Genomic DNA, 26,918 nt, shown 5'->3' with positions numbered 1-26,918 from the left:
GGCAGAGGCGCGGCCGGGGCGGGCGCTGGGGCGTACCCCGCCTGCTGCGGAGCCGGCGTCTGAGCCGGCGGGGCGGCTCTGCTCTGTCCCGCGGCGGCCACGCCGCCGGCCAGGGCCAGGAAGAGCAGCACCACGGACAGCGCGGCCAGCGGGCGGGAGGGACGCTCCCAGTGATCCATATCCAGTTGACTCATAGCGGATCTCTCCTGTTTTACAAATCGTTAGACGGGCCAAACCGGGAAAAAGTTTTTTCAGCCCCGGATTTTTCCCATTCCCCTGCCTTGCCAGCAGGGCGGTTTTGCGCTATAATGTGCTAATGTGTTAAGAACCTGTGTCTGCGGGACACACAGCCGGCGCCGCGCCGGCAGTCAAAAGAAAAAGGAGTTTGTTCCATGGAAAAGACCGTCATTCCAGAGGGCTATGCCCCCAGTCTGAACCTGTACGACACCCAGAAAGCCATCAGCCTGCTCAAGCGCCTCTTTGAGGACACGCTGGGGGGCGCCCTCCACCTGAGCCGGGTCTCCGCCCCCCTCTTTGTGGAGGCGGCCACCGGCTTGAATGACGATCTCAACGGCGTGGAGCGGGCGGTCTCCTTTGACATCCCCGCCGCCGGGCGGGACGCCCAGGTGGTCCACTCTTTGGCCAAGTGGAAGCGCATGGCCCTGTACCGCTACCAGTTCTCCGTGGGAGAGGGACTGTACACCGACATGAACGCCATCCGCCGGGACGAGGCGCCGGACAACCTCCACTCGGTCTATGTGGACCAGTGGGACTGGGAGAAGGTGATCGCCCCCAGGGACCGGAACGTGGAATTTTTAAAGGAGACGGTGCGCACCATCGTCAAGGCCATCTGTGAGACCCAGACCACCCTGTACGCGGTCTATCCCCGGCTGTGCGCCGTGCCCTTGGTGGACCCAGAGGTGAGCTTCGTCACCGCCCAGGAGCTGGAGGACCGCTGGCCCAGCCTCACCCCCAAGGAGCGGGAGAACGCCTGGGTGAAGGACCACCCCACCACCTTCTTAATGGGGATCGGCGGGAACCTGGCCTCTGGAGAGCCTCACGACGGCCGCGCCCCCGACTACGACGACTGGAGCCTCAACGGCGATATTCTGCTGTGGAACCCGGTGCTCAAGCAGGCCTTTGAGGTGTCCTCCATGGGCATCCGGGTCAGCCCCGAGGTGCTGGATCAGCAGCTGACGGCGGCCGGACAGGACGGGCGCCGGACTCTGACCTTCCACAAGCTGCTGCTGGAGGGCAAGCTGCCTCTGACCATGGGGGGCGGCATCGGCCAGTCCCGGCTGTGCATGCTCCTGCTGGGCAAGGCCCACATCGGCGAGGTTCAGGCCAGCGTATGGGACCCGGAGACCATTGTGGTCTGCCGGGACGCGGGGGTCATTTTGCTGTAGTCTGTAATAAAGAAACCCTTTCCCGCCCCCGGCCTGGCGCCGGGGGCGGTTTTTCATTATGGGTCGCGGCGGAAGATATGGATCCGGAACTGGGCCCGGACCGCCAGTTCAGACAGAGCGCGCAGGCGGTCCGCCCCCTCCCTGGGGGTCTTCCAGGTATAGGGCGTCATATGGAAGAGCGCTTCCACATCCTCCCGGCAGGGAAGGCGGAGGGGGAATTCCAGGGGATAGATCTCCAGATGGGTGAAGCCGCCGTATAACACCGTTTCGTCCGGATTGGGGTAGGGGCTGTTGTACAAAATCTCCTTCAGCTCCCACAGGTGCCGGGGGCCGGGCACCACATAGAGCAGAACGCCCCCGGGGGAGAGCACCCGGCGGAATTCTTCCTGGGCCATGGGGGAAAAGCAGTTGAGCAGCAGGTTTACCCGCCCGTCCGCCACCGGCAGGCGGTAGGCGGAGGCCACGGCGAACTCGCTGTCCCTGTCCCGCCGGGCGGCCCGGCGCAGGGCGAATTTGGACAGGTCCGCCCCCGCGGCCCGGACGCCTCCCCCCCCGGCGCGGAGGGCGGCGGCAACGCCGGCGGTGTAGTACCCCTCTCCGCAGCCGGAGTCCAGCAGGACGGGGGATTCATCGGCATAGCGGAGCGCTGCCTGTTCCAGTGTATCCAGAAGGGGAGCGTAATAACCCTGGGAGAGAAAGCGGGCCCGGGCGGCCACCATGTCCTTGTCATCCCCCGGGGCCTTGGAGTGCTTCCGGTTGGGGGGCAGCAGGTGGACATATCCCTCCCGGGCGATGTCGTAGCGGTGCCCCCGGGGGCACAGATAGGAGCCCGCCTCCCGCGCCAGCGGGGCCGAGCAGACGGGACAGCGGAACAGACTCAAATTCATTCCCCCTCCGGCAGCGCAAAGATTGGCGAAGCCTGTCGCCAGTGTATCGCCCCCTAGTATAGCATAGTTTTGTCATCTTGACAAAAGAAAACGGGGTATGAAGAGAACGGTCTGATATCACAAAATATAAGATGGAATACTTCTGGTTAAATCTCGCTAAATCTTAGCTTGTATTGACAGGGGGAAATATTATGATATACTTATAAATAGAATGGCTGCATTTCATCATGGAGGGAGCGTGTATCGTATGAAGCGGTGTTCCATTTCGCCCCGGCAGGGTCTTTCTCTCGACCGGGCGTGCGGTGCCGTCGGTATCCTTCTGGGTCTGCTGTGCCAGGTTGTCCAGTGGGTTTTTATCGCTGTCATCGGTCTGATTCTCATAATCGCAGCCTTTATTCTTCCCTTCATCTTCTGGCGTTGTCCCGCCTGCCGGCGGTGGCTGCCCACGTTCCGGACCTGGGATCTGAGCTGCTGCCCCTACTGCCGGGAGCGGATCGACTGACCGGCCCAGGGAGCGCCCCACGTGGGCGCTCCTTTTTTGCAGCCGCCGCCAGAGGGGCGTTCCGGGGGCAGATGGGTTTTTGTACGTTATTTCTCTACCATTTTTTTGCCGGCTGTGGTATCATAGTACGGATTTTAGCCATTTGGCCGTCTGAAGAATCTCTTTCTTATTATTGAACGATGAAAAAGGAGCGAAGCAATGATCACCGTTTCCGACCTGACCCTGCAATACAGCGGACAGCCCCTGTTCAGCCATGTGGATTTGCAGTTCACCAAGGGGAACTGCTACGGCATCATCGGCGCCAACGGGGCGGGAAAGTCCACCTTTCTGAAAATCCTCTCCGGGGACCTGGAGCCCACCAAGGGAGAGGTGAGCATTCTGCCCAAAACCCGCATGTCGGTGCTCAAGCAGAACCAGAACGCCTATGACGCCTACAGCGTGATGGACGCGGTCATCATGGGCAACCAGCGGCTGTACGACATCGGCAAGGAGAAGGAAGCCCTCTACGCCAAGGAGGAGATGACCGAGGAAGACGGCATCCGGGCCTGCGAGCTGGAGGAGGAATACAGCGAGCTGGGGGGCTGGGAGGCGGAGAGCGACGCCTCCCGCATTCTCCAGGGCCTGGGCCTGGGGACCGAGCTGCATTACAATGACATGGCCACCCTGGACGCCCGGCTGAAGGTAAAGGTGCTGCTGGCCCAGGCCCTGTTCGGCAATCCGGACATTCTGCTGCTGGACGAGCCCACCAATAACCTGGACATCAGCGCCGTGAGCTGGCTGGAGGACTTTTTGCTGGACTTCCCCGGCACTGTGATTGTGGTCAGCCACGACCGGCATTTCCTTAATACCATCTGCACCCACATTGTGGACATCGACTACAACAAGATCAAGCTCTATGTGGGCAACTACGACTTCTGGTATGAGTCCTCTCAGCTGGTACAGTCGCTGATCAAGAACCAGAACAAGCGCAACGAGGAGAAGATCAGGGAATTGCAGGAGTTCATCTCCCGGTTCTCCGCCAACAAGTCCAAGAGCAAGCAGGCCACCGCCCGGCGCAAGCTGCTGGACAAGCTGACGGTGGAGGAGATGCCCGCCTCCTCCCGGCGCTACCCCTGGGTGGCCTTCTCCCCCGAGCGGGAGGTGGGCAAGGACATCCTCTTCGTCACCGACGTGAGCAAGACCATCGACGGGGTGAAGGTGCTGGACAAGGTGTCCTTCATCGTGGGCCACGGGGACAAGATCGCCTTTGTGGGGGACAACGAGAACGCCCATACCGCCCTGTTCAAAATCCTCACCGGCGAGCTGGAGCCCGACGAGGGCACGGTAAAGTGGGGCCAGACCGCCACCTGCTCCTACTTCCCCAAGGACAACACCGCCTTCTTTGAGAACCACGACGAAAATCTGGTGGAGTGGCTGCGGGAGTTCTCCCCCGACCCCCATGAGAGCTATTTAAGGGGCTTCCTGGGCCGGATGCTCTTCTCCGGGGACGACGTGTATAAGAGCGTCAAAGTCCTCTCCGGCGGGGAGAAGGTGCGCTGTATGCTCTCCCGGATGATGCTCTCCGGGGCCAACGTGCTGCTGCTGGACCAGCCCACCAACCACCTGGATTTGGAGTCCATCACCGCGGTGAACAACGGCCTGGGCGCGGTAAAGTGCAACGTGCTCTTCTCCTCCCACGACCACCAGCTGGTGCAGACGGTGGCCAACCGGATCTTCGACTTCACCGCCGAAGGCCGGCTCATCGACCGGAAGATGACCTATGACGAGTATCTGGAGAGTATGAAGCAGACTCCGTAGCCGGACGCTGCGCGGAGAAAGGAGCGGGAAATGGAGACTTGGGGCGAAAAGCTGTCGGTGTGGCTGGGCCGGGCGGCGCTGGCTGTGTTCGCGGCGCTGCTGGTACCGGCGGTGCTCTGGGGCAGCCAGGCGGGCCGGAAGGAGGCGCTGGTACTGGGAATCCTTGGAGCGGGGGCGCTGCTTTTGGCGGCCCGGCCCGCCGGGCGCCGTCTGGCCGGTCTGGGACGCCGCCGGGCCCTGCTCATACTGGCATTGGCCTGCGCGGCGGTAAAGCTGGCCTGGGTGCTGGCGGTAAAGGTGCCGGTGGAGGGGGATTACGCCGTCTTTTGGGGCTATGCCAACAGCCTGGCCCGGCAGGAGGTGCTGGACAATGGGCGGTATATGGCCCTGTTCCCCCATCTCTTCGGGTACTCCGTGGTACTGAGCTGGCTGGTACGCCTGTTGGGCAGCTATATTGGGGCGGCAGTGGGGCTGAACGTGGTTTTATCCGTGCTGAGCGGGGTGCTGCTCTTTTTCCTGGGGAAAAAGCTCCTGGGCCTGGAGGCGGGGTGCGCCGCTTTGGTACTGTGGACCTTGTGTCCCTCCCAGACCATGTATAACAGCTTGGTGCTGTCCGAGCCCCTATATACCGCAGGCATTCTGGCGGCGCTGCTGGTGAGCGTCCGCGCGGTTGAAAAAATTCCAACCTGTCCCCGGCTCGGGGGACTGGGGGCGGCCGGCGGCCTTCTGCTGGCCGGAGTCAACCTGGTCCGCCCGGTGGGGATGATTGTTCTGCTGACCGTGGGGCTGTGGGCGGTGTGCCTGAATCTTCCGCTCTGGCGGCGGAAATGGAGGGAAATGCTGTGCTTTCTGCTGGCCCTTGGGGCGGTGTACGCCGCCGCCGGCCGGCTGGGCAGCGCCTGGGCGCAGCGGCGTATCGGGGAGGCGCCGGCCTCTGTGCCGGGGTATAATATTTTAGTGGGTTTCAATGTGGGATCGAAGGGACAGTGGAACCAGGCGGACAGCGATCATCTCTTCCAATATGACAGCGAACCGGGGATTACGGCCCCGGAAGTACAGCAAAAAATGTTGGCCGATGCCGTGGAGCGGATTACCGGCGGGGGGATAGACTTTTTGCCGCTGTTCCGGGAAAAGCTGCGCATCTTTCTGGGGGCAGACGACACCTGCGTGGGCTACTGCTCGTCCATACGCCATAAGGCGTACTTTCGGCTGGCCTGCAACGGGTTTTACTACGCCTGCGCCCTGCTGGCCCTGGCGGGCGCGGGGAGAATGTGGCGGCGGCGGGACCGGTCGGGGCTGTTTCTGCCTTTGATCTACACCGTGGGCCTGACCCTGGCCCATATGCTGGTGGAGGTGGCGGGGCGGTACCACTACTCCGTCCTGCCCATGCTGATCCTCCTGGCCTGCGCCGGACTGATGGTGGAAAAACCGGGAGAAAAACAGACGGCATAATCTGTTATGTGACCCAAAGCACTGATTTTTCAGCGGTGAAAGCCTTTACTTTTTTGTCAGTGATGTGATACAATCTATCTGCCTGCGGGCGGGGAAAGGGGAGAGCGCCATGGAGCGGCTGGAAGCACTGGAGGCATTTGAGGAACTGAAGCAGCGCCTGACCCATCAGCGGCCGGCGGAGTGGGAGGCATTCCCGGATATCGGGCTGTATATGGACCAGCTGGTGTCCTACCTGCCCCGGCAGCTGATCCACTATGGGGAGGAGCCTGTGCTTACCTCCGCCATGGTGAACAACTACATCAAGGACGGCCTGCTCCCCCGGGCGGAGGGAAAGCGGTACGCCCAGGGACACCTGGCCTACCTCACCGCCATCTGTATGCTCAAGCAGGTTCTGTCCGTGAAGGAGACCAACCGGCTTATCGCCATGGGCAACCAGCGCAAGGGCTCCACCCAGGAGTTATATGCCTACTTCTGCGCCCAGCTGGACGGCGCCCTGTCCGAGACGGCCCAGCGCCTGCCGGAGGAGTGCGCCGTGGAGGACCTGCCCCGTCTGGCGCTGAATCTGGCTTTGCGCAGCTACGCCGACCGCCTGGCCTGCCAGCGGATTCTGGATATTCTGGCCAAGACGGAGCCACAGCCGGAAAAGCCGGAGAAAAAGAGAGAAAAAGCCGGGAAATAGTATCACATTTCCATCAAACAGGAGGGTTACACCGGAAATGAGCGAGTTTGTCATTGTCACCGATTCCGCCGCCGATCTGTCCGCCGCCATGGTGGAGGAGCTGGATGTAGAAGTTCTGCCCCTGTCCTTTACCATTGAAAATCAGACCTACGAGGATCACCCGGACCGCAGGGCCATGCCTATTGAGACCTTTTACCGGCTGCTGCGGGAGGGAAAGATGGCTACCACTTCGGCGGTCAACGTCTCCCAGTATACCGAGCTGGTGGAGCCCTTCCTCCAGTCGGGGCGGGACGTGCTGATTCTGGGGTTCTCCTCCGGCCTGTCTACCACCTATAACTCCGCCGCCATGGCCGCGGCGGAGCTGGGCGAGAAATACCCGCAGCGGAAGATCTGCGCCGTGGATACCCTGTGCGCCTCTCTGGGTCAGGGCCTGCTGGTGTGGTACGCCGCCAAAATGCGCCAGGCCGGCAGGAGCATCGAGGAGGTCCGGGACTGGGCGGAGGCGGAAAAGCTCCACTTCTGCCACTGGGTGGCGGTGGACGACCTGGCCCATCTGAAGCGGGGAGGCCGCATCTCCGCCACCACCGCCTTCGTGGGGGGAATGCTGTCCATCAAGCCCATTATCCACGTGGACAACGAGGGGCACCTGATCAACGTGGGCAAGGTGCGGGGGCGCACCGCCTCCCTGAAGCACATTGTGGAGGAGATGGGCAAGCGGGTGGCCAATCCCCAGAACCAGATCATTTTCATCAGCCACAGCGACTGCCTGGAGGACGCCAGGATTGTGGGCGAGGAGGCCAAAAAGCGCTTTGGGGTAAAGGACGTGGTGTACAGCCACATCGGCCCCGTCATCGGCGCCCACACCGGCCCAGGCACCGTGGCCCTCTTCTTTGTGGGAACGGAGCGGTAATGGAGGACATCAAGTGGCTGGAGGTGGCCGTGGAGGCCGCGCCTCAGGAGCTGGACGACCTCTCCGCCCGGCTGACCATGAACGGGGTTACCGGACTGGTGATTGAGGACGAGGGGGATTTTAGGCAGTTTTTGGAACAGAACCGCCAGTACTGGGACTATGTGGACGAGGAGCTGGAGGCGCGGATGAAGGGCGTCTGCCGGATTAAGTTTTACGTCCCGGACGACGCGGACGGTCGGAAGCAGCTGCAAACATGGCTGGATGGAATTGGAAATCCTTATACCACAGCCCCCCTGGGGGAGAACGACTGGGCCCACAGCTGGCAGAAGTACTACAAACCCATGGAGGTGGGCCGGCGGCTGTACATCGTGCCGGAGTGGGAGCGGGGCGCCCCCGTCCCGGCGGGGAAGACGGCGGTGTACCTCAACCCCGGCCTTACCTTCGGCACCGGGTCCCACGCCTCCACCCAGTTATGCCTGGGGGGCGTGGAACAGTATGTGACGCCAGGGTGTCAGGTGCTGGATCTGGGCTGCGGGAGCGGTATTCTGTCCATCGCCGCCCTGTGTCTGGGGGCGGCGGAGGCCATGGCTGTGGATATCGACCCCAAGGCTGTGGACGTGGCCTACGAAAACGCCGCCATGAACGGCATCGGAAAGGACCGCTACCAGGTGCTGGCGGGGGACGTGCTCTCTGACCGGGGCCTGGCGGAGGAACTGGCACGGCGGCAGTACCAGGTGGTGCTGGCCAACATCGTGGCCGACGTGATCATCCCCCTGTCGGCACAGGTTCACCGCTTTCTCGCCCCAGGGGGGGTCTTCCTGTGCTCAGGCATCATCGACACCCGGGCCCATGAGGTGGCCGCCGCCCTGGAAAAGAACGGCTTGGCCCTCATAAACCGCTGGGAACAGAAGGGCTGGGTGGCTCTGGCGGCACAGGTTCTAAGAAATTAGAGGCAATTAAAAAGGAGCGCCCATGGGGCGCTCCTTTTTAAAACCGGCGGGGCGTATTTGCACTTTAAGGATTGATCCGATATAATAGAGGAAACCGGAGGCTGGGGAGGGGACGGCATGATTTTAAACGTACTGGCGGTAGGCGACGTGGTGGGGGAGTCCGGGCTGGACTTTTTGACAAAGCGCCTGCGGGGCGTGAAAAAGTGGAAGGATATCCATTTCACAGTAGTAAACGGGGAGAACGCCTCGGGCCTGGGCATACTGCCCCGGCAGGCGGAGGCTATTTTCGACGCCGGGGCGGATGTGATCACCCTGGGCAACCACACCTGGAACCGGATTCAGATTGCCGATTATCTGGAGGACCACCAGAGGATTCTCCGCCCGGCCAACTATACCAGCCGTGTGCCCGGCCGGGGCTGGGGCGTGTTTGAGGGCCCCCAGGGACTGCGCGTCGGGGTGCTGAACCTCATCGGCCGGTGCGAGATGGACTGTAATTTTGACAATCCCTTCTATACGGCGGATCGCTGGCTAAAGAGCCGGGAGGCGGACATTATTCTGGTGGACTTCCACGCGGAGGCCACCAGCGAGAAGGGGGCCATGGCCTGGTACTTGGACGGCCGGGCCCAGGCGGTGTGGGGCACCCACACTCACGTGCCCACTGCGGACGGGCAGATTCTGCCAAAGGGCCTGGGCTTTCTTACCGACGTTGGGATGGTGGGTCCCAGAGAAAGCGTGCTGGGCATCCGGCCCCAGCAGGCGATGAACCGGTTCCTGGGGGGCCTGCCCCAGCGGTTTGAGCCCGCGCCCGGGCCCTGCAAGCTCAACAGCGTGTGCTTTGCCATTGACACGGAAACCCGCCGGTGCGTATCCGTGGAGCGGGTGGATTTGGAGGAATAAAAAAGCTGCACTCCCCTGGGAGTGCAGCTCTCAATTTTGCAAGAAAACTAACGGATATAGGCGGCAAAAGAAGCTGATATGGAGAGTCGGGAGTAACCAAAGCCCTTTTCCGCTATACTATTTCGACAGTCGCTGCTGTAAATATTGATTTACGGTATCTGTTACAACTTTTTCTGAAAACAACTTATATAGTTGGGTTTTCATAGCATCTACATTGGCTCTATTTGCCTTACTATAGCTACTGTCTCCAATAATGCTTATATATTCGCTTACATCTTTCATAGACGTAATATTTTGCGGACCCATACTTTTTAGTCGAATATCTTCTTCGACACATTTTTTAAGTTCTGCTGTATCTGCATAATCACCACAAAGAGTCTTCATTTTTTCTAAGGCTGCACACTCCCCTTGACTTGCGGCCCTTGTCATCGCCGTCCAGTAAATAGTATCAGATACGTTATGCTGGTTTGCGGCAGCCACACCCTTTTGCAGACATGCTGCGCCAATCGCGACATAATACATTTTTTCTGCGTAGGCATCTAATAACTGTGATTTTTCAGCTTCTGGGATATTGTTTGCAGTAGGGGTTACGGGTTTAGCGGGTAAGGCATCCCGCAGCGTAGAGCCGCCATCTTTATATCGGATGTCAAGTGCTTTATAAGAAATAATTGCAACATCTCCGCGAGTAAAATTAGATGTATTTGCATTGTACGACCCATCTGTCAAGCCAATTTTGTCTGAAAATTCCCACGCCTTATCCCATTGGAAATCTACGCCAATTTCATAGCCAAGGGCACGGAGAACAAAAGTAAGATACTGTGTTGCTGTAATAGTCTGTCCTCCACCAAAAGTGGTTGCAGAGGTGCCAACGGTCAAACCATTCGTATACGCGTATCCAACATATGGCTTTGCCCAACTTGCTACATCAGTAAATGGGATGTTCCAAGTCCCGTTTTCTGCGTTATCTACTTTGCCTAATAGACGCACAAGCATAATAACGGCTTCCTGCCGTGTGGGAGCGCGGTTAAGGTCAAAATTTGGGTTGCCTTCTGTGTCATTGCCTATACCACTGAAAAGACCTAGTTCATACAAGGCCTGTGCAGCCTCTTGGGCAGCCTTGGGTGTGGAAGCAGGTGTGGCGGTAGATGTAAGAGCAGAGACAGATAACGCAGTAACGGCGTCAGGTGCAATATGACCAGGATGTGGATGGAAACCGGCCGCAAACGCGGTTGGAACAAGTGAGGCCATGACGGCTAAGAAAAGGAGCAGCGAGATTGTGCGTTTCATTTTCATACCTTCTTTACAAATTTTATGATGTGCTTTGAGGCTTACACATGAGGAGTATAGCATAAAGAACTCGAAATGTCTATGATAATAGACGAAAAATTTCATTTTTCCCATACACTTAACAATAGGATGGGAGAGATGATAAAGTGCAATTTGATAATACGGCCATTGGAAAGACAATCCGCACCTTGCGGAAAGAAAAGAGGCTGTCACAAGATGTGTTGAGTGGACTTGCTGGAATTGCACGGACTCACTTGACCATGATTGAAAATGGAAATAAGCAAGCTAACTTTGAAACGTTATGGAGGATTGCTTTGGCGCTCAATATGCGCCCAAGCGAATTGGTTAAAAAGATTGAAGAAGAAATAGAAAAGAAATGTTAAAAATAGATGAAATAGATATAATTTCCTTTCTATGTTGACAAGAAAAACGCCTCTTTTCAGACTTGTATATCTGAAAAGAGGCGTTTTCTCAAGAAAACAAGGTTTGCACTTTAGTGCCTCTGCCTAGGTTACTTGTGGTCCACGCTGTACATATGGGCGATGAGATCCAGCACCTTGTTGGAGTAGCCGATCTCGTTGTCGTACCAGGAGACCACCTTCACGAAGGTATCGGTAAGGGCGATGCCGGCCTTGGCGTCGAAGATGGAAGTGTGGGTGTCGCCCAGGAAGTCGGAGGAGACCACCGCGTCCTCGGTGTAGTCCAGAATGCCCTTCAGCTCGCCCTCGGCGGCCTTCTTCATGGCGGCGCAGATCTCGTCGTACTTGGCGGGCTTGGCCAGATTGACGGTCAGATCCACCACGGACACGTCCAGAGTGGGTACGCGCATGGACATACCGGTGAGCTTGCCGTTCAGGGAGGGGATGACCTTGCCCACGGCCTTGGCGGCGCCGGTGGAGGAGGGGATGATGTTGCCGGCGGCGGCGCGGCCGCCCCGCCAATCCTTCATGGAGGGGCCGTCCACGGTCTTCTGGGTGGCGGTGGTGGAGTGGACGGTGGTCATCAGACCCTCGGTGATGCCCCAGTTGTCATGCAGCACCTTGGCGATGGGCGCCAGGCAGTTGGTGGTGCAGGAGGCGTTGGAGACGAAGGTCATGCTGGAGTCGTACGTGTCCTGGTTGACGCCCATGACGAACATGGGGGTGTCGTCCTTAGAGGGGGCGGACATAACCACCTTCTTGGCGCCGGCGTCGATGTGGGCCTGGGCCTTCTCCTTGGTCAGGAACAGGCCGGTGGACTCCACCACGTACTCCGCGCCCACCTGGCCCCAGGGGATCTCGGCGGGATTTTTGCAGGCGAAGAAGTTGATTTTCTTGCCGTTGACGGTGATGGAGGAGTCGTCGTACTCGATGGTGCCGTCAAACTTGCCGTGCATGGTGTCATAGCGCAGCATATAGGCCATATAGTCGGGGGTCATAAAGGGGTCGTTGATGCCGACAAACTCGATGTCGGAGCGGCCGATACCGGCGCGGAAAACGAGGCGGCCGATACGGCCGAATCCGTTGATGCCAACTTTAATGCTCATGGGAATCTCTCCTTCACAAAGTAGTGTGTTTGAGTTACCTTCGCGCATTCCTATTATATCCCAGGAAGGGAAAAAAGAAAAGGGGATAAATGCAAAAAAACTGTTAAATCTGAATAAATCAGCGGCGGCGCTTTGGACAACAGCGTGTAAAATTTGCTCTAAGCTGGTAATTAAGGTTGTGGCGGCGGAAGGTATTTGCTATACTATTGCCGTGCCGGCAGGGATAAGAACCGGTATGTCCTCCTATTGGGGGGACAGGTTCTAAGAACTTTAACGACCTGCATACCATAGAGATACCGTCCCGGAATCTGTTTGAAAACGGACGGCGGGGACGGCGGGGAGGGAACCGCTTTTGAGAGAGAACAACAGCAAAAGATGGGGAGCGGTGCTGGCAGAACAGCTGCGGGAACAGGTGGGCAATCTGATGGCCGCGGCGCAGCTGCTGACACCGGCCATTCAGGAACGGGAAGACCGAAAGTACAGCCAATATCTGGGGATTTTGAATCAAAGCCTTTACCGGCTGCTCCGGCTGACGGAGCAGGTGGATTTCGCGGCGCAGGGGGAGATCCGGGACTTCCGCCCCGCCCCGGTGGATATTGCCCATATCGTCCAGGATCTGGGGGCCCAGGTGGAACCCCTGGCGGAGCATATCGGGGTGAGCTTTGACTGGGAGATAGAGGGGCATCCCCTTCTCCTGCTGGGGGACGAGGATTTGCTCCGGCGGATGCTGCTCAATTTGATTGCCAATGCCCTGAAGGCGGCGGGGGCCGGGGGAAGGGCGGGAATGCGCCTGACCGGCGAGGGGAAACGGGGCCGGATTGCCGTGTGGGACGACGGGCCAAAGGGCGTCCTCCCCGGCGGCGAGGGGGCGGAGCTCCCCCTGGAAGCGCTGCTGAAAGAACGGGAGGGCCTGGGCCTGGGGCTGGAAATTGCCAGGGAAATCGCCAGGCTCCACGGCGGCGCGCTGATTCTGGAGCGGGGGGAAAACCGGGGCCTGCGGGCGGTGGTCTCCCTCCCCGGCGGCCTGGAGGATCTGGATACCCTGCGTACCCCCCGGATGGGCTTTGACGCCACCGGCGGCTTCTCCCAGGTACTGGTGGAGCTGTCCCAGGTGCTGCCCTTCGACAGCTTTCTGCCCGAGGATGTGGAATAGAATAGGTGCCTTTTTGACAGCCGAAGCCCCCGGTTTTTTGACAACCGGGGGCTTCAGTCTGTGGGAAAGGCCGTGTCCGTTCCGGCAGACTGGCTCTTTCCTGCCCAGAGGTCAGTATAGGAACCAGAACCAGCGCAGAAGGAGCTTTTTCCACCAGGGAGCGGCCCGGTCCAGCGCCTCCACGGCGGCGGCCACGGCGGTGCGGGAAATCCGGGCCTCCTCATGGGACAGGCCGTTCTGACTGAAGGCCGCTTTTTGGGCCAGAGCCTCGGTCTGTGGGGGCATGGTCCCCCCGTGGCGGACAAGGCGCAGGGCGTAGCGGTACAGGGCCACCGCGGCCCGGTTGGGATTCTCCTGCCGGAAGCGGCGCCGGCGCAGGGTGCCGGCCAGATAGCGGATGAACACCAGCAAAAAGGCGAATCCCGCAATCCCGGCGGGGAGAAGGAGCCGTTTGAGGTCCGGCCCGGAATTCGGCCTGGCCCCGCCGGAGGGCGTTGGGGTGGGGGGGAGCGCAGGCGCGCCGGAGGGCTGGGGGGCGGAGGGCGTAGGCGCCGCGGAGGGGGTCGGAGTCGGTGTAGGGGTGGGCGCGGGCTGGGCGGACTCCTCCACCCAGGGCAGAGAGGCCCCCTGATAGCCAGGGGTCACGTCCACAGGGTACCAGCCGTAGTTTTCCACATAAACCTCCACCCAGGCGTGGGCGGTGTAGTCCGCCACGTTGATGGTCCCGGGCACCACGGTGCGGGTGACATAGCCGCTGACGTACCGGGCGGGGACATCCATGGCCCGCAGCAGCAGCACCGCCGCCGAGGCGAAGTGCATACAGTACCCCCGGTGGCTGTCGTTGAGGAAGTAGAGCGCGAAATCTTCCCCGGCGGGGACGGCGGGGGTATCCAGATCGTAGACCGCCAGCCGGTCCAGGTACTCCGCCACAGTGAGGGCCATCTCAATGGGGTACGCGGAAAAATCGCCGGCCTCTGTTTTTGGGACGACAGCGTCCAGCGTGTCCAGAAAGCCGCGTGCAGATTGGGGCGCTGTGTCCGGCTGATTCTGAAACCGGGAGATAGAGTAATAAAGCTTCAAAACGGCTTGAACGTGGGGCCGCAGCAGATCGTCGTACCCCTGAGGAAGCTGCTGGTAATTGTCATAGACAAAGCGCTCATAGTTATAGGCGGCGAGGAAGGCGGAGGGGTTATTCCGGAACAGACGGTCCCCCAGATCCCCGCCGTTGGGGCGGAAGTAGACGGTGTGCTTGGTGACGAAGCGGCCCTGGGCCACGGCGGAGTCGTCCAGGAAAGCGGCTCCCCGCAGTTCGCTGGGGGAGCTGAGCAGATTGTAGGGGAAGTAGACGCACCCGCCGGGGGCGGAGACATTCTCGACCTCCACCGCATAGTAGGGCTGTCCCGACAGGGCCGCGGCGGGGAGGTTGATGGGGTTCAGATCCGCATTCAGGAAGGAGCCGTCCTCCAAAAGTCCGTCATAGGCCCGGGCGTCCAAGGGGCACCAGGCGTTGTTCTCATAGACGGCGGCGCTGTGGCCCCGGAGGTAGAGCTTGCCCACATAGTCGGTAGTCACCCGCAGGACGGTGTGGCCGTCGTAGTGCTGCCCTCCCATGGAGAGGCTGATGTGGGAGGTGGAGCCGGCGGCGGTGAAGCCCCCGGAGCCGAAGGGGCCGGGGAGCAGGCCGGAGAGGTCCAGCCGGGAGGTTACCCGGCTGACGCCGGCCACCAGCTCCTGCCGGGCCTCCACCGCCCACTGGGGCTGCCGGTAGTCCCGCCAGGGAAGAAGGGCGGTGAGCAGCGCCAGCAGTCCGGCCACACAGGGGATGGCTGCCAGCGTGAGCCGGGCGCTGCCCGCCGGGTCGTGCCGCCGGGTGAGGGAGGAGAGAAGGAGAACGCACAGACCGCCCAGCAGCACCATCAAGGGCAGATGGCAGGGGGTCATGGTGACGAAGAGGGCGGGGACCACCAGGGCCCCGGTGAGGATCAGCGTACCCCAGAAGCTGTGCAGCGTCACCAGCATCAGGCCGAGAAAGAGGGCCAGCAGGGCGGAGACCGCCAGCACCGTCAGGGTGACGGCCCGGGTCCACTCCGCCGCCGTGAGCTGGGGGATGGGGTAGATCCGCTGGATAAAGGGGAAGGCGTTGGCGTAGACGTTGACCACCGCGCACTGGATGTTGGCCTGTCCGGCAAAGAGGGTGTCCTGAAGGAGCCATGCCCCCCGGCCCAGGGCCAGCAGCGCCGCCCCGGCGAGGGGGAGGCGGAGTTTCCAGGGCAGCGAGAAGAGAAGGGCGGAGGCGAGGCCCAGCACCGCCAGTCCGGCGGAGAGGACGGTGTAGTCCACATCCAGGGCAAAGGCGGTGGAGAAGCACAGCACCGCGCTCCACAGCAGGGCGGGCAGGAGGAGGGCGTTGGCGCAGAAGGTCAAGAGGGCGTGCTTTTTGGGCTTCATGCCGTCCCCCCTTCCCGCCAGAGGGCGCAGGTGATGTGAAGGCGGCGGGGAGGCCCGTCCCCGCCGGGGATGGACAGAGGAACATCCAGGATAGATTTGCCCGTTAAGGGGGCGGGCTGGGAGAGAATGTGGAGCAGGCAGGGGGAAAGACTTCCCTCATCCGTGATATCCCAGTGCTCCAGCTGGCCGGTGACGGGGTGGACCCACTGGATAAAGTGGGGCAGATTGCCCTCCAGCAGCCGCCGGGACAGGGCGCACAGCCGGTCCAGCACTCCGTCCACCTCCTCCGGCGGGCCGAAGTGGTCAAAGGTGAGCAGCAGAGCAGCCCGCCGGGGCTCCATGGTCTCCCGCACCACCAGATCGTCCAGCTTGGAGGAGAGCTTCCAGTGGACAGCGCGCATGGGGTCGCCGGGTCGGTAGGGACGCAGCTCATAGTCCTCCCCCGGCCCGCCCCCAGGCCGGGGTTTTAAGCCCAGATCCCTGCCCCGGGCGCCGGTGAGCGCCGGGGCGGGCCCCGCCTCCATGGGGACGGGGAGAACGAAGAGCGTCCCCTCCGGCGGGGCCTTCACCGGCAGGGAAAACAGCCCCAGCAGATCGCACACCCGGGGTTTGACACAGCGTACCGTCCACCGGCCGCAGCGGCTGGTGTCCATCTCCTGCTCCAGGGCGCAGCCCCCGGCGGGGGGGCACAGCCGGAGGGCCTGCCGCCGGGTGAGGCCGGAAAAGCTGTGCTCCAGCAGAAGGGCGGCGGAGAACCGGGAGAGGGGAAAGGGGGAGCGGAAGGTCAGAGACAGGAGGAGCCGGCCCTCCTCCCCCCGCACCGCCCGCTCCGGCTGGAGGGAGAGGGACAACGTGCTCCCCAGCGCCCCCGGCAGGCTGAGGGCCAGGGAGATCAGCGGCAGGGCCAGCAGGGTGATGAGGAGGAACAGGGCAAAATACCCGGAGAAAAAGAGAAAAAAGAGGCCCGCGGCCAGCAGGGCCGCCCCGTAAAGCAGTCGTCGGCGCAGCATAGGCCCCTCACTTGACGGCGGGGGGCTGGATGCCCCGGAGAATCTCCTCCAGGGGGCCGGCGCTCTGGGTCTCGGCGTACCGGGGGGAGAGAATCAGACGGTGGGCCACCGTGTCCTGGAAGACCAGATGGACGTCCTCCGGGGTGACGTAGTCCCGCCCACGGACGCAGGCGGCGGCCTTGGCCATAGCGGTGACGGCCAGGGTGGCCCGGGGACTGCCCCCCTGGGCGATCATGGGATGGGTGCGGGTAGCGGTCATCAGGCGGACAATGTAGTCGCATACCGGGTCGCTGACGTACACCCGGTCTACCTGGAGCCGGATGGACTCCAGGTCCTTCAGGCCAAGCACCCGGTTCACCTGGTCCAGGGGGCTGCCCCCCTGCTTGCGGCGCAGCAGCTCCACCTCGTCGGCGTGGGCGGGGTAGCCCAGGGAGACCTTGATCATGAACCGGTCCAGCTGGGAGTCGGGGAGGAGCTGGGTGCCGGAGGCCCCGGCGGGGTTCTGGGTGGCCAGCACCAGAAAGGGCTGGGGCACCGGATGGGCCACGCCGTCCACTGTGACCTGCCCCTCCTCCATGGCCTCCAGCAGGGCGGACTGGGTGCGGCTGGTGGCCCGGTTGAGCTCGTCCGCCAGAAAGAGGTTGCACAGCACCGCCCCCTCCTGGTACTCCATCTGCCCGGTGGCCTTGTTGAACATGGAAAAGCCGGTGATGTCCGAGGGCATTACGTCCGGGGTGAACTGCACCCGGCGGCAGCGCAGGGAGAGGGCCTTGGAAAAGGCCAGGGCCAGGGTGGTCTTGCCCACGCCGGGGATGTCCTCCAGCAAAATGTGGCCCCGGGCCAGAATGGCCAGCAGGACCTTGGCCAGGATCTGGTCCTTGCCCACCACGGCCTTGCGCACCTCGTTGATGACATCCGAGGCCAGATTCAGTTCGCTCATGGCTTGTTGTCTCCTTAAAAATGTAGATGAAACGGGGCGTCCCCCGGCAGTTTAGCAGAGTAAAGCGTCTTCTATTCTATCAAACTTCACGGTTATGTCAACAAAGAAAGAGTTACAAATCATGGAACCCGTTCCCCCGCGGCTGCGCACATGCCGGAAAACCATATAATTTTTGCAGGACAGGGGTGTAAAATAGAGGGAAAGCACTTGCACCTGTATGGGTTGTGTGCTATAATCCTTATGTTAGATGTAAGGTAGATGATGAGAGTGGGGTTCGCCCCGCTCTTCATTTTTGAAAAAACCAGGCATGTAAATTTTTGGATTATCAGGAAACGGAGAAGAAACTATGGCGAAAGTGACGGAGCTTGTGGCCGGCCTGGCGGCGCCCATCGCGGCGGAACAGGGCTGTACCCTCTGGGACGTGGAGTATGTCAAGGAGGCCGGAACCTGGTTTTTGCGGGTGTATATCGACAAGGAGGGGGGCGTGTCCATCGACGACTGCGAGGCGGTATCCCGCCCCCTGTCCGACACGCTGGACGAGGCCGACCCCATTGAGGGCAGCTACACCCTGGAGGTCTCCTCCGCCGGGCTGGACCGGGCGCTGAAAAAGCCGGAGCATTTTGCCCGGTTTATGGGCAGCGAGGTGGAGGTGCGCCTTTACCGGGCCAGAGAGGGCAGGAAGGAGTTCGTAGGCGCGCTGCAAGGCTATGAGGGGGGCAATGTGACCCTGGACACCCCGGAGGGCAGCGTGACGTTTGAGAAAAAGGATGTGGCCCAGGTTCGCCTGTACGTTCGGTTTTAAAGGAGTTTTGTGACAATGGCCGGAAGAAAGAATGCAAAAGCGCAGAAGAGCAACGAGCTGGACGGGGCGGAGTTTTTTGCCGCCATCGAGATGATTGAGCAGCAGAAGGGCATTCCCAAGTCCTATATGATAGAGAAGATCACCCAGGCGCTGGTGTCCGCCTATAAGCGGGACCACGAGGGGGTGGGGGATAACGTCACCGTGGAGGCCAATGAGGAGCTGGGCACGGTGCGCATGTTCGTGAAGAAGGACGTGGTGGAGACCGTTGACAACCCCTGTACGGAGATGAGCCTGGAGGAGGCCCGGGCCGCCCTGCCCCGGGCCCAGCTGGGGGACGTGCTGCGCATTGAGATTAAGCCCCGCAACTTTGGGCGCATCGCCGCCCAGACCGCCCGACAGGTGATCATCCAGGGAATGCGGGAGGCAGAGCGGGGGATGATTTATGACGAGTTCAACTCCAAGGAGCATGAGATTCTTACCGGCGTGGTGACCCGGGTGGATCCCCGGTCGGGGGCGGCGTCCCTGCGCATCGGCTCCGGCGGGGAGAGCACCGAGGCCTATCTGGCCGCCGGGGAGCAGGTCCGGGGGGAGTCCATTGCCGAGGGAATGCGCCTGAAGGTGTACGTGGTGGAGGTCCGCCGGTCCACTAAGGGACCCCAGGTCCTCCTCTCCCGCACCCACCCGGGCCTGGTGAAGCGCCTGTTCGAGCTGGAGGTGCCGGAGATCTACGAGGGTACGGTGGAGGTCAAGTCCATCGCCCGGGAGGCGGGCAGCCGCACCAAGCTGGCGGTGTGGTCCGCCGAGGCGGAGGTGGACGCCATCGGCGCCTGCGTGGGCCCCGGCGGCCGCCGGGTGAATAATGTCGTAGAAGAGCTGGGCGGCGAAAAGGTGGACATCATCAAATACAGCGAGGACCCCGCCCAGTATATCGCCGCAGCCCTCTCCCCCGCCGACGTGATCAGCGTCACCACACTGGAGGAAGGGAAGAGCTGCCGGGTGGTGGTTCCCGACGATCAGCTGTCCCTGGCCATCGGCAAGGAGGGGCAGAACGCCCGTCTGGCCGCCAAGCTCACTGGGTATAAAATTGACATCAAGCCGGCCAGCGCCCCGGCGGAAGAGGAAGAGGGGCCGGAAGAGGAGGAACTTTTTGATATAGACGGCGGGGCGGAGGAGGAAGTTCCGCCGCCGGAGGAAGCCGGAGTCCAGGAAGAATTGGAAGAGCGGGCGGAAGCGGAAGAAACGCAAGCGTAACCGGCGGAGCGAGGAAAGGAGGCGCAGCCATGCCCAAAAAGATCCCCATGCGTCAATGCCTGGGATGCCGGGAGATGAAGCCAAAGCGGGAGCTCATCCGGGTGGTCCGCTCCCCGGAGGGGGAGGTCTCTTTGGACTTTAAGGGGAAGAAGCCGGGGCGGGGGGCCTACCTGTGTCCCGATCCGGCGTGCCTGAAGCGGGCGAAGAAGTCCAAGGGGCTGGAGCGGGCCTTTTCCGTCCAGATCCCCGAGGAGGTATACGCCTCGCTGGAGGAGCAGATGGGGGCGGGCCATGAGTAGCGCGCTGCATGTGTTGGGCCTGTCCCGCCGGGCGGGAAAGCTGGCCATCGGCGAGGAGGCGATACACGAGGCTGTCTCCCAGCACAGCGCCCGGCTGGTGGTAGCCGCCCGGGACGGGGCGGAGAAGACCCTGAGCCGGGGGGAGGCGCTGTGCCGGCGGGAGGAGGTCCCCTGGATGGCGGTCCCCTTCTCCAAGGAGGAGCTGGGGGGCGCCGTGGGCCGGGGGGTGTGCGCTGTGATGGCCGTGACCGACGCCGGCCTGGCGGCCGCCTTCGCCCGACGCATGGCTGAGGAGGACCTCCGGTTTGCCGCCCTGGCGGAGGAGCTGGACAGCCGGGCCCAGCGGGCCAGAGCCCGGCAGAAGGCCCGGCAGGCCCAGAAGCGGGCGGCGGAGAAGCGAACGCGCAAGCCGTGGGCGGCGCCCCCCAGCCCCGACAAGGGGCGTCAGACCGGGAAGAAAACCGGCCCCAAGGGGACCGGACGCCATCCGTAAGCCCCGGTGATGCGGAAGGACAGAACGTTTGAAAAGATGAGAAGACAGGGACTTGTTCCAATCAGAAAGTGCAGCGGCACGCTGTATTTTCTCATTGGCGCAAGTCCCACAGTGGAGGTGTCTTTATTTGCTGAACAATAAATACCGTGTACACGAGCTGGCCAAAGACTTTGGCAAAAATTCCAAAGAAGTGGCGGATATTCTGACGGAGTACGCCGCCACACCCAAAAACCATATGCAGGTGCTGGACGATCGGTCGCTGTCCATCGTATTTGACTATCTGACCCAGCACAACCAGGTGGAAAGCGTGGAGTCCATCTACGCCGACGTCTACCACGAGCCCAAGCCCGCCCAGGCCGAACCCGCGCCCCAGCCGGAGCAGCGCAAGAGTCAGGGCGCGCCCCAGCAGAAGGGCGGACAGAAGGCCCAGCAGCCGGCTCAGCGCCCGGCCCAGGGGCAGGGACAAAAGCCAGTCCAGAGCGCGCCCCAGAAGGGGGGGCATTCCCAGCAGCCCGCCCCCGCGCAGGGCCAGGCCCGGCCCGCCAGCCGGGTGCCGGAGAAAAAGATTGTGGACACCCGCAAGGGCGGCGACGTAAATCTGGATAAGTATGACGAGCGGCTGGAGCAGCTGGCCCCCGAGCGGGCGGACCGCATGAAGGCGGGCAAGCAGAAGTTCCAGGGCCGCAACGCCAACCAGCGCCGGGGAGGCGGCTTCCAGGGCAGCAAGCGCCGCCAGGAGGAGCAGGACCGGATGCGCCGCCTCCAGCTGGAGATTGCCAAAAAAGCGCCCCTCAAGGTGCTTATCCCCGACGAGATCGGCGTGGGCGAACTGGCCTCCCGCATGAAGAAGACCGGCGCGGAGGTGGTCAAGTGCCTGATGAAAATGGGGGTTATGGCCTCTCTGAGCGATATCATCGACTATGACACCGCCGCCCTGGCCGCCATGGAGCTGGGCTGCAAGGTGGAAAAAGAGGTCATTGTCACCATTGAGGAGCGGCTTATCGACACCGCCGAGGACAGGGAGGAGGACCTTCAGGCCCGGGCCCCTGTGGTGGTGGTGATGGGCCACGTGGACCACGGCAAGACCAGCCTGCTGGACTATATCCGCCAAGCCAATGTGGCCTCGGGCGAGGCCGGCGGCATCACCCAGCACATCGGCGCCTATCAGGTCAGCGTCAACAGCCAGACCATCACCTTCCTGGACACCCCCGGCCATGAGGCCTTTACCGCCATGCGGGCCAGGGGCGCCATGATCACCGACATCGCCATTCTGGTGGTGGCCGCCGACGACGGCATTATGCCCCAGACCATTGAGTCCATCAACCACGCCAAGGCCGCCAAGATCCCCATTATTGTGGCCATCAACAAGATGGATAAGCCCGAGGCCAACCCGGACCGGATCATGCAGCAGCTCACCGAGTACGAGCTGGTGCCCGAGGAGTGGGGCGGCGAGACCATCATCTGCCCCATCTCCGCCAAGACCGGCGAGGGGATCAACCATCTGCTGGAGATGGTCAACCTGACAGCGGAGATGCAGGAGCTCAAGGCCAACCCCAACCGCACCGCCCACGGCGCGGTCATCGAGGCCCGGCTGGACAAGGGCCGCGGCCCTGTGGCCACTTTGCTGGTGCAGAACGGCACCCTGAAACAGGGGGACGTGATCATCGCCGGCACGGCGGTGGGCCGGGTGCGGGCCATGACCAACGCCCGGGGGCAGAAGCTGGCCGAGGCCGGCCCCTCCGTCCCCGTGGAGATCATCGGCATGGGGGAGGTGCCCGGCGCCGGCGACGACTTCCACGCCGTGGCCGACGAGCGCATGGCCCGGGAGCTGGTGGAGCAGCGCAAGCACGAGCAGAAAATGGCCGCAGCCAGCCCTGTGGGCCAGAAGGTGTCTTTGGAGGACCTGTTCAGCCAGATTAAACAGGGCGAAATGAAGGAACTGGCCATTATTGTCAAGGCCGACGTCCAGGGCTCCGCCGAGGCGGTGAAAACCAGCCTGGAGAAGATCTCCAATGAGGAGGTCCGGGTGCGGGTGATCCACTGCGCCGTGGGCGCCATCAACGAAAGCGACGTGATGCTGGCCTCCACCTCCAACGCCATTATTGTGGGCTTTAACGTCCGGCCCGACGCCAACGCCAAGGACTCCGCCGCCCGCAGCGGCGTGGATATGCGCATGTACCGGGTGATCTACGACGCCATCAACGAGGTGGAGGCCGCCATGAAGGGTATGCTGGCCCCCAAGTTCCGGGAAGTGGCCCTGGGCAGCGTAGAGGTTCGGGAGGTCTACAAGATCACCGGGGCCGGCATTGTGGCCGGCTGCTATGTCACCGACGGCAAGGTGGAGCGCAAGGCCCAGGTCCGCCTGGTGCGGGACGGCATAGTCATCCACGAGGGGGCCATCGCCTCCCTGAAGCGATTCAAGGACGACGTGAAGGAAGTGGCCCAGGGATACGAGTGCGGCATCACCATTGAAAAATACAGCGACATCAAACAGGGCGACGTGATCGAGTGCTTCATGATGGAGCAGATTGAGGTATAATTTTACCGTAGGGGCGGGCGTTTTCGCCCGCCTCTGTTCGCTTATGGAGGAAGAGAATGAGCCGTGTCTATGTATTGGCAGCGGACAAGGAACTGCCCCTGTGCAATTTTCAGGAGTCACATACCTCGTACAGCGGCGGGTACAGCGTCACGTTCCGGCAGGGCTTCAAAGTGGAGCCGCTGCACTACTACCGCCGCGCGGTGGACGAACTGGGCTGGCCCATGAAGCCCTTCCGGTATGAATTTGTAATGGCAAAAGAAGAAACTGACCTGGTGAAACTGCGGGCATATCTGACGGAAAACTTCTCTTCGGGAGAGGTTTTGGAGCTGTGGAGCGTCTGGCTGAGCGGCGATGTAGACAAAAAGCGCCCGACCCGGTTTCAGGGCAGGCTGGCGGACTTTGACACACAGGCCCTGAAACAATTTCTGGACGCGGAAGAAATCTGCTTTGATATCACGGTTTAAGAGGAGGACCACCATGGCAAGCAACCGGATTGGACGGATTAACGAGGAGATACAGCGGGAGCTGGCGGCGCTGCTGCCCACGGTGAAGGACCCCAGAGTACATGGTCTGGTGTCCGTCACCGCGGTGGAGGCCACGCCGGATCTCCGCTACGCCAAGATCTATATCAGCGTGCTGGACAAGGGGGACGCGGCGGAGGTGGTAAAGGGCCTGAAATCCGCAGGGGGCTATCTCCGGCGGGAGCTGGGCCGGGCGCTGTCCCTGCGGCACACCCCGGAGCTTCAGTTCGCGGCGGACGACTCCATTGACAAGGGCGCCCACATTTTACAGATGCTCCGGGACCCGGAGGTGGTCAAGCCAGCCAACCCGGCCAACGCCCACATCGTCCTGGACGGGGAGGAGGAGGAATGAGAGAGATGACCTGCCGGCAGGCAGCCCAGTGGCTGAGAGAGCGGGATCAATTCCTCATTCTCACCCACAGGCGGCCGGACGGGGACACCATCGGCTGCGCCGCGGGGCTGTGCCGGGGCCTGCGCCGGCTGGGCAAAACCGCCCACATCTGCCCCGGCACCGGGGAGACCAGCCTGTTCACCCCCTACCTGGAGGGGTGCATCGCCCCGGAAGGGTTTCAGCCGGAGACCGTAGTCAGCGTGGACATCGCCGCGGAGGGCCTCTTCACCGACACGGGAAAGCAGTGGCTGGCCCGGGGGGTGGATCTGGCCATTGACCACCACCCCTCCCAGACCTTTTTCGCGAAAAACACCTGTGTAGACCCGGGCCGGGGGGCCTGCGGCGAGCTGGTGTATGAGATTTTGACCCGCCTGGGGCCGGTGACGGCGGATATGGCCGTGCCGCTCTATGTGGCCATCGCCACCGACACCGGCAGCTTTCAGTACAGCAACACCACCGCCGCCACCCACCGGGCTGCGGCGGCCCTGCTGGAGACGGGAATGGACGCTTTCCCCCTGAGCAAGCGGCACTTCCGCACCAGGAGCTGGGCCCGCCTCCAGGTGGAGGGGCTCATCGTCCGGGGAATGCGCCGGTATGACGAAGGCGCGATCGCCGTGGCCCTGATCCCACGCTCCCTGCTGACCGAGGCGGGGGCCACCGAGGAGGATATGGAGGACATCTCCGCCTTTTTGGGGCAGATTGAGGGAGTGGACACCAGCATCACCATCCGGGAGCTGGAAGAAGGGGGCTGCAAGGTGTCCGTGCGTACCAGCGGCGGGCTGGACGCCTGCGCGGTCTGCGCCAGACTGGGCGGGGGCGGACACGCCGCCGCCGCCGGATGCAGCGTCCCCGGCACAGTGGAAGAGGCGGAACAGGCCGTTTTGGCGGCCGTCAGGCAGGTGGAGCATGGCCAACGGAATTGTTGTGATTGATAAGCCCCAGGGGTGGACCTCCCACGATGTGGTGGGGAAGTGCCGCCGCCTGCTGGGCGAGCGGCGGGTGGGCCACGCCGGCACGTTGGACCCCATGGCCACCGGCGTGCTGCCGGTCTTCGTGGGCCGGGCCACCCGGGCGGTGGAGTTCGCCAGCGAGTCCGAAAAGGAATATGTGGCGGGCTTGCGCCTGGGCGTTGTCACGGATACCCAGGATATCACCGGAACGGTACTGGAAGAGCGGCCGGCGGCGTTCTCCCCGGCGGAGGTGGAGGGCGCGCTGGCCGCCTTCCGGGGGGAGATTTTTCAGGTCCCCCCCATGTACTCCGCCATCAAAGTCAAGGGCCAGAAGCTCTATGAGCTGGCCCGGCGGGGGGAGAGCGTGGAGCGAAAGCCCCGGCCGGTGACCATCCGCAGCCTCACCCTGGAGGGACAGGAGGGCGGCGACTTCATCCTCCGGGTGCGCTGCTCCAAGGGGACCTATATCCGCACCCTGTGCCACGACATTGGGGCGGCCCTGGGGTGCGGGGGGGCCATGTCCGCCCTGCGGAGGACCATGGCCTGCGGCTTCACCGCGGGGGACGCCCTGTCCCTGGAGGCGCTGGCCCGGGCGGCGCAGCGGGGGGAGGCGGAGGCCTGCCTTATGCCGGTGGACGCCTATTTCTCCGCCTATCCGGCGGTGACAGTGGATGAACGGCGGGTGAAGTCCATCCGCAACGGGGCTTCTTTCCCCCAGCGGGGGGCGGAGGGGGACTACCGGGTGTACGGGCCGGACGGCGCCTTCCTCATGCTGGGGCGGCTGAGGCAGGGGAGAATGGATACCATTAAGAGCTTTTTCGAGGTGTGATTGCCAGTGGACAGAGAAAACGCAGCGAAACATGTAATCGCCCTGGGCTTTTTTGACGGGGTCCATCTGGGCCACGGGGCCCTGCTGCGCCGGGTGGCGGAGGTGGCGGAGCGCACCGGCCTCACCCCCGCGGCAGTGACTTTCGACGTCCACCCGGAGAGTTTGATTCTCCGCAGTCCTCAGCCCCTGCTCAGCGCCCCGGAGGATCGGGCGGATCTGATGCGGCGGTGCTATGGAATACAGGACGTAATTGTGGCCAGGTTTGATAAACAGATGATGGGGATGCCCTGGCGGAGCTTTGTGACGGATTATCTGGTAAAAGAGCACCGGGCGGCCCATCTGGTGGCGGGGCACGACTTCCGCTTCGGATACAAGGGGGAGGGAAATCCCCGGCGGCTGTCGGCGCTGTGCGGGGCGCTGGGCATCGGCTGCGACATCATCCCCAGAGTGGAGCGGGACGGGATTACCGTCTCCTCGACCTACATCCGCACGCTGGTGGCCCAGGGGGAGATGGAGCGGGCTATGGAGTTTTTGGGCCACCCCCACACGCTGACCAATACGGTGGCCCACGGCAAGCGCCTGGGCTCCAGCCTGGGCTTCCCCACGGTGAACCTGCGCTTCCCCAAGGGGGTGCTGGTCCCCGCCTACGGAGTGTATGCCTGCAAGGTGTGCTTTGAGGACGGGGAGAGCCGTATGGCCGTGACCAACGTGGGCACCCGCCCCACCGTGGACGACGGGGACGAGGTCAACGCAGAGGGGTTTATTCTGGACTTCCGCGGGGACCTCTACGGCCGGAGCATCCGCATGGAGTTCTACCGCCGCCTGCGGGGGGAGCGGAAATTCCCCAGCCTGGACGCCCTGCGCCGGGAGGTGATGAAAAACGCGGAGGAGACCAGAGATTACTTCCAAGGCACGTAAAACATTGCGGCCGGATTGTTCCGGGCCGCCCCGCCTCCCCGGGGCGCGCGGTTGTTGTGCTTTTTCCGGCGGTATGGTATGA

General features: G+C 62.4%; 27 protein-coding genes. 20 read left to right on the top strand and 7 right to left on the bottom strand.

Features of this window, described 5'->3' with window-relative positions:
- On the bottom strand, window positions 1-194 hold a 194-nt coding region (locus D1159_RS09145), incomplete at its 3' end, for a hypothetical protein (RefSeq protein ID WP_347563663.1).
- Between the two features lie 198 nt (window positions 195-392).
- Between D1159_RS09145 and asnA the strand changes: the two genes are divergently transcribed.
- On the top strand, window positions 393-1,406 hold the full coding sequence (asnA, locus tag D1159_RS09140) for an aspartate--ammonia ligase (RefSeq protein ID WP_161845363.1): 1,014 nt from the start codon (window positions 393-395) through the stop codon (window positions 1,404-1,406).
- Between the two features lie 56 nt (window positions 1,407-1,462).
- On the opposite strand, the gene D1159_RS09135 is transcribed toward asnA, so the two are convergent.
- A complete protein-coding gene (locus tag D1159_RS09135) occupies window positions 1,463-2,293 on the bottom strand; it encodes a putative RNA methyltransferase (protein WP_161845362.1) in 831 nt (276 codons plus the stop codon).
- Between the two features lie 247 nt (window positions 2,294-2,540).
- Here D1159_RS09135 and D1159_RS09130 point away from each other — a divergent pair, with 247 nt between their 5' ends.
- The 7 genes from D1159_RS09130 to D1159_RS09100 all read left to right on the top strand — a co-directional run bounded on the left by D1159_RS09130 (window position 2,541) and on the right by D1159_RS09100 (window position 9,480).
- On the top strand, window positions 2,541-2,795 hold the full coding sequence (locus D1159_RS09130; RefSeq protein ID WP_161845361.1) for a hypothetical protein: 255 nt from the start codon (window positions 2,541-2,543) through the stop codon (window positions 2,793-2,795).
- A 198-nt stretch (window positions 2,796-2,993) separates the two neighbouring features.
- A complete protein-coding gene (locus tag D1159_RS09125; protein WP_161845360.1) occupies window positions 2,994-4,592 on the top strand; it encodes an ATP-binding cassette domain-containing protein in 1,599 nt (532 codons plus the stop codon).
- Between the two features lie 30 nt (window positions 4,593-4,622).
- On the top strand, window positions 4,623-6,044 hold the full coding sequence (locus tag D1159_RS09120; protein WP_161845359.1) for a hypothetical protein: 1,422 nt from the start codon (window positions 4,623-4,625) through the stop codon (window positions 6,042-6,044).
- A gap of 109 nt (window positions 6,045-6,153) precedes the next feature.
- The gene (locus tag D1159_RS09115; RefSeq protein ID WP_243152203.1) at window positions 6,154-6,723 is read left to right on the top strand and encodes a DUF1836 domain-containing protein; all 570 of its coding nucleotides are present in this window, start codon (window positions 6,154-6,156) and stop codon (window positions 6,721-6,723) included.
- A gap of 37 nt (window positions 6,724-6,760) precedes the next feature.
- The gene (locus tag D1159_RS09110; RefSeq protein ID WP_161845358.1) at window positions 6,761-7,633 is read left to right on the top strand and encodes a DegV family protein; all 873 of its coding nucleotides are present in this window, start codon (window positions 6,761-6,763) and stop codon (window positions 7,631-7,633) included.
- Complete coding sequence (gene prmA / locus D1159_RS09105) at window positions 7,633-8,583, top strand: 50S ribosomal protein L11 methyltransferase (RefSeq protein WP_161845357.1); 951 nt, start codon at window positions 7,633-7,635, stop codon at window positions 8,581-8,583. Before D1159_RS09110 ends, prmA begins: the two co-directional genes overlap by 1 nt.
- A 117-nt stretch (window positions 8,584-8,700) precedes the next feature.
- Entirely contained in the window at window positions 8,701-9,480 is a 780-nt protein-coding gene (locus D1159_RS09100) for a TIGR00282 family metallophosphoesterase (RefSeq protein WP_161845356.1), read from the top strand.
- Between the two features lie 117 nt (window positions 9,481-9,597).
- Here D1159_RS09100 and D1159_RS09095 read toward each other — a convergent pair whose 3' ends face one another.
- Window positions 9,598-10,767, bottom strand: coding sequence for an S-layer homology domain-containing protein (locus D1159_RS09095; RefSeq protein ID WP_161845355.1), 1,170 nt, complete (start codon window positions 10,765-10,767; stop codon window positions 9,598-9,600).
- Window positions 10,768-10,913: 146 nt separating this feature from the next.
- On the opposite strand from D1159_RS09095, the gene D1159_RS09090 reads away from it, so the two are divergent.
- On the top strand, window positions 10,914-11,150 hold the full coding sequence (locus tag D1159_RS09090) for a helix-turn-helix transcriptional regulator (protein WP_161845354.1): 237 nt from the start codon (window positions 10,914-10,916) through the stop codon (window positions 11,148-11,150).
- Window positions 11,151-11,278: 128 nt separating this feature from the next.
- Here the strand turns inward: D1159_RS09090 and gap are convergent, their stop codons facing one another.
- Window positions 11,279-12,292, bottom strand: coding sequence for a type I glyceraldehyde-3-phosphate dehydrogenase (gene gap, locus D1159_RS09085; RefSeq protein ID WP_161845353.1), 1,014 nt, complete (start codon window positions 12,290-12,292; stop codon window positions 11,279-11,281).
- A gap of 352 nt (window positions 12,293-12,644) precedes the next feature.
- On the opposite strand from gap, the gene D1159_RS09080 reads away from it, so the two are divergent.
- Window positions 12,645-13,445, top strand: a complete 801-nt coding sequence (locus tag D1159_RS09080; protein ID WP_161845352.1) for a HAMP domain-containing sensor histidine kinase — start codon at window positions 12,645-12,647, stop codon at window positions 13,443-13,445.
- Between the two features lie 111 nt (window positions 13,446-13,556).
- On the opposite strand, the gene D1159_RS09075 is transcribed toward D1159_RS09080, so the two are convergent.
- Genes D1159_RS09075 through D1159_RS09065 form a run of 3 tightly spaced genes read right to left on the bottom strand, consistent with a single transcriptional unit; the run spans window position 13,557 to window position 17,843 of the window.
- Complete coding sequence (locus D1159_RS09075; RefSeq protein WP_161845351.1) at window positions 13,557-15,893, bottom strand: transglutaminase-like domain-containing protein; 2,337 nt, start codon at window positions 15,891-15,893, stop codon at window positions 13,557-13,559.
- Window positions 15,890-16,903 (bottom strand): DUF58 domain-containing protein, encoded by a 1,014-nt coding sequence (locus tag D1159_RS09070; protein WP_161845350.1) that lies wholly within the window; start codon window positions 16,901-16,903, stop codon window positions 15,890-15,892. The genes D1159_RS09075 and D1159_RS09070 overlap by 4 nt, the downstream gene beginning before the upstream one ends.
- Window positions 16,904-16,910: 7 nt before the next feature.
- Window positions 16,911-17,843, bottom strand: coding sequence for a MoxR family ATPase (locus D1159_RS09065; RefSeq protein WP_161845349.1), 933 nt, complete (start codon window positions 17,841-17,843; stop codon window positions 16,911-16,913).
- Between the two features lie 346 nt (window positions 17,844-18,189).
- Here D1159_RS09065 and rimP point away from each other — a divergent pair, with 346 nt between their 5' ends.
- The 10 genes from rimP to ribF all read left to right on the top strand — a co-directional run bounded on the left by rimP (window position 18,190) and on the right by ribF (window position 26,836).
- Window positions 18,190-18,645, top strand: a complete 456-nt coding sequence (gene rimP / locus D1159_RS09060) for a ribosome maturation factor RimP (protein WP_161845348.1) — start codon at window positions 18,190-18,192, stop codon at window positions 18,643-18,645.
- Window positions 18,646-18,660: 15 nt separating this feature from the next.
- Window positions 18,661-19,896, top strand: a complete 1,236-nt coding sequence (gene nusA / locus D1159_RS09055) for a transcription termination factor NusA (protein WP_161845347.1) — start codon at window positions 18,661-18,663, stop codon at window positions 19,894-19,896.
- A gap of 29 nt (window positions 19,897-19,925) precedes the next feature.
- On the top strand, window positions 19,926-20,195 hold the full coding sequence (locus tag D1159_RS09050; protein ID WP_161845346.1) for a YlxR family protein: 270 nt from the start codon (window positions 19,926-19,928) through the stop codon (window positions 20,193-20,195).
- The gene (locus D1159_RS09045; RefSeq protein WP_161845345.1) at window positions 20,188-20,688 is read left to right on the top strand and encodes a ribosomal L7Ae/L30e/S12e/Gadd45 family protein; all 501 of its coding nucleotides are present in this window, start codon (window positions 20,188-20,190) and stop codon (window positions 20,686-20,688) included. Before D1159_RS09050 ends, D1159_RS09045 begins: the two co-directional genes overlap by 8 nt.
- A gap of 130 nt (window positions 20,689-20,818) precedes the next feature.
- Window positions 20,819-23,227 (top strand): translation initiation factor IF-2, encoded by a 2,409-nt coding sequence (gene infB / locus D1159_RS09040; protein WP_202621011.1) that lies wholly within the window; start codon window positions 20,819-20,821, stop codon window positions 23,225-23,227.
- Between the two features lie 56 nt (window positions 23,228-23,283).
- Entirely contained in the window at window positions 23,284-23,691 is a 408-nt protein-coding gene (locus D1159_RS09035) for a hypothetical protein (RefSeq protein ID WP_161845343.1), read from the top strand.
- Window positions 23,692-23,704: 13 nt separating this feature from the next.
- Window positions 23,705-24,100 (top strand): 30S ribosome-binding factor RbfA, encoded by a 396-nt coding sequence (gene rbfA, locus D1159_RS09030; protein ID WP_161845342.1) that lies wholly within the window; start codon window positions 23,705-23,707, stop codon window positions 24,098-24,100.
- Entirely contained in the window at window positions 24,097-25,071 is a 975-nt protein-coding gene (locus D1159_RS09025; RefSeq protein WP_243152202.1) for a DHH family phosphoesterase, read from the top strand. The genes rbfA and D1159_RS09025 overlap by 4 nt, the downstream gene beginning before the upstream one ends.
- Window positions 25,046-25,918: a tRNA pseudouridine(55) synthase TruB gene (truB, locus tag D1159_RS09020; protein ID WP_161845341.1), complete on the top strand. Its 873-nt coding sequence runs from the start codon at window positions 25,046-25,048 to the stop codon at window positions 25,916-25,918. The genes D1159_RS09025 and truB overlap by 26 nt, the downstream gene beginning before the upstream one ends.
- Before the next feature lie 6 nt (window positions 25,919-25,924).
- Window positions 25,925-26,836, top strand: a complete 912-nt coding sequence (ribF, locus tag D1159_RS09015; RefSeq protein ID WP_161845340.1) for a riboflavin biosynthesis protein RibF — start codon at window positions 25,925-25,927, stop codon at window positions 26,834-26,836.
- Window positions 26,837-26,918: the final 82 nt, after the last annotated feature.

The sequence above is a fragment of the Pseudoflavonifractor sp. 524-17 genome (assembly GCF_009935845.1).
In the GTDB taxonomy this organism is placed as follows: domain Bacteria; phylum Bacillota; class Clostridia; order Oscillospirales; family Oscillospiraceae; genus Pseudoflavonifractor_A.
This window is presented reverse-complemented; position numbering and strand designations above follow the sequence as displayed.

Bases quoted from the DNA above. Each gene is read 5' to 3' on its own strand.
- asnA (WP_161845363.1), top strand. From the start codon at position 393: ATGGAAAAGACCGTCATTCCAGAGGGCTATGCCCCCAGTCTGAACCTG.
- D1159_RS09135 (WP_161845362.1), bottom strand. From the start codon at position 2,293: ATGAATTTGAGTCTGTTCCGCTGTCCCGTCTGCTCGGCCCCGCTGGCG.
- D1159_RS09130 (WP_161845361.1), top strand. From the start codon at position 2,541: ATGAAGCGGTGTTCCATTTCGCCCCGGCAGGGTCTTTCTCTCGACCGG.
- D1159_RS09125 (WP_161845360.1), top strand. From the start codon at position 2,994: ATGATCACCGTTTCCGACCTGACCCTGCAATACAGCGGACAGCCCCTG.
- D1159_RS09120 (WP_161845359.1), top strand. From the start codon at position 4,623: ATGGAGACTTGGGGCGAAAAGCTGTCGGTGTGGCTGGGCCGGGCGGCG.
- D1159_RS09115 (WP_243152203.1), top strand. From the start codon at position 6,154: ATGGAGCGGCTGGAAGCACTGGAGGCATTTGAGGAACTGAAGCAGCGC.
- D1159_RS09110 (WP_161845358.1), top strand. From the start codon at position 6,761: ATGAGCGAGTTTGTCATTGTCACCGATTCCGCCGCCGATCTGTCCGCC.
- prmA (WP_161845357.1), top strand. From the start codon at position 7,633: ATGGAGGACATCAAGTGGCTGGAGGTGGCCGTGGAGGCCGCGCCTCAG.
- D1159_RS09100 (WP_161845356.1), top strand. From the start codon at position 8,701: ATGATTTTAAACGTACTGGCGGTAGGCGACGTGGTGGGGGAGTCCGGG.
- D1159_RS09095 (WP_161845355.1), bottom strand. From the start codon at position 10,767: ATGAAACGCACAATCTCGCTGCTCCTTTTCTTAGCCGTCATGGCCTCA.
- gap (WP_161845353.1), bottom strand. From the start codon at position 12,292: ATGAGCATTAAAGTTGGCATCAACGGATTCGGCCGTATCGGCCGCCTC.
- D1159_RS09075 (WP_161845351.1), bottom strand. From the start codon at position 15,893: ATGAAGCCCAAAAAGCACGCCCTCTTGACCTTCTGCGCCAACGCCCTC.
- D1159_RS09070 (WP_161845350.1), bottom strand. From the start codon at position 16,903: ATGCTGCGCCGACGACTGCTTTACGGGGCGGCCCTGCTGGCCGCGGGC.
- D1159_RS09065 (WP_161845349.1), bottom strand. From the start codon at position 17,843: ATGAGCGAACTGAATCTGGCCTCGGATGTCATCAACGAGGTGCGCAAG.
- rimP (WP_161845348.1), top strand. From the start codon at position 18,190: ATGGCGAAAGTGACGGAGCTTGTGGCCGGCCTGGCGGCGCCCATCGCG.
- nusA (WP_161845347.1), top strand. From the start codon at position 18,661: ATGGCCGGAAGAAAGAATGCAAAAGCGCAGAAGAGCAACGAGCTGGAC.
- D1159_RS09050 (WP_161845346.1), top strand. From the start codon at position 19,926: ATGCCCAAAAAGATCCCCATGCGTCAATGCCTGGGATGCCGGGAGATG.
- D1159_RS09045 (WP_161845345.1), top strand. From the start codon at position 20,188: ATGAGTAGCGCGCTGCATGTGTTGGGCCTGTCCCGCCGGGCGGGAAAG.
- D1159_RS09035 (WP_161845343.1), top strand. From the start codon at position 23,284: ATGAGCCGTGTCTATGTATTGGCAGCGGACAAGGAACTGCCCCTGTGC.
- rbfA (WP_161845342.1), top strand. From the start codon at position 23,705: ATGGCAAGCAACCGGATTGGACGGATTAACGAGGAGATACAGCGGGAG.
- D1159_RS09025 (WP_243152202.1), top strand. From the start codon at position 24,097: ATGAGAGAGATGACCTGCCGGCAGGCAGCCCAGTGGCTGAGAGAGCGG.
- truB (WP_161845341.1), top strand. From the start codon at position 25,046: ATGGCCAACGGAATTGTTGTGATTGATAAGCCCCAGGGGTGGACCTCC.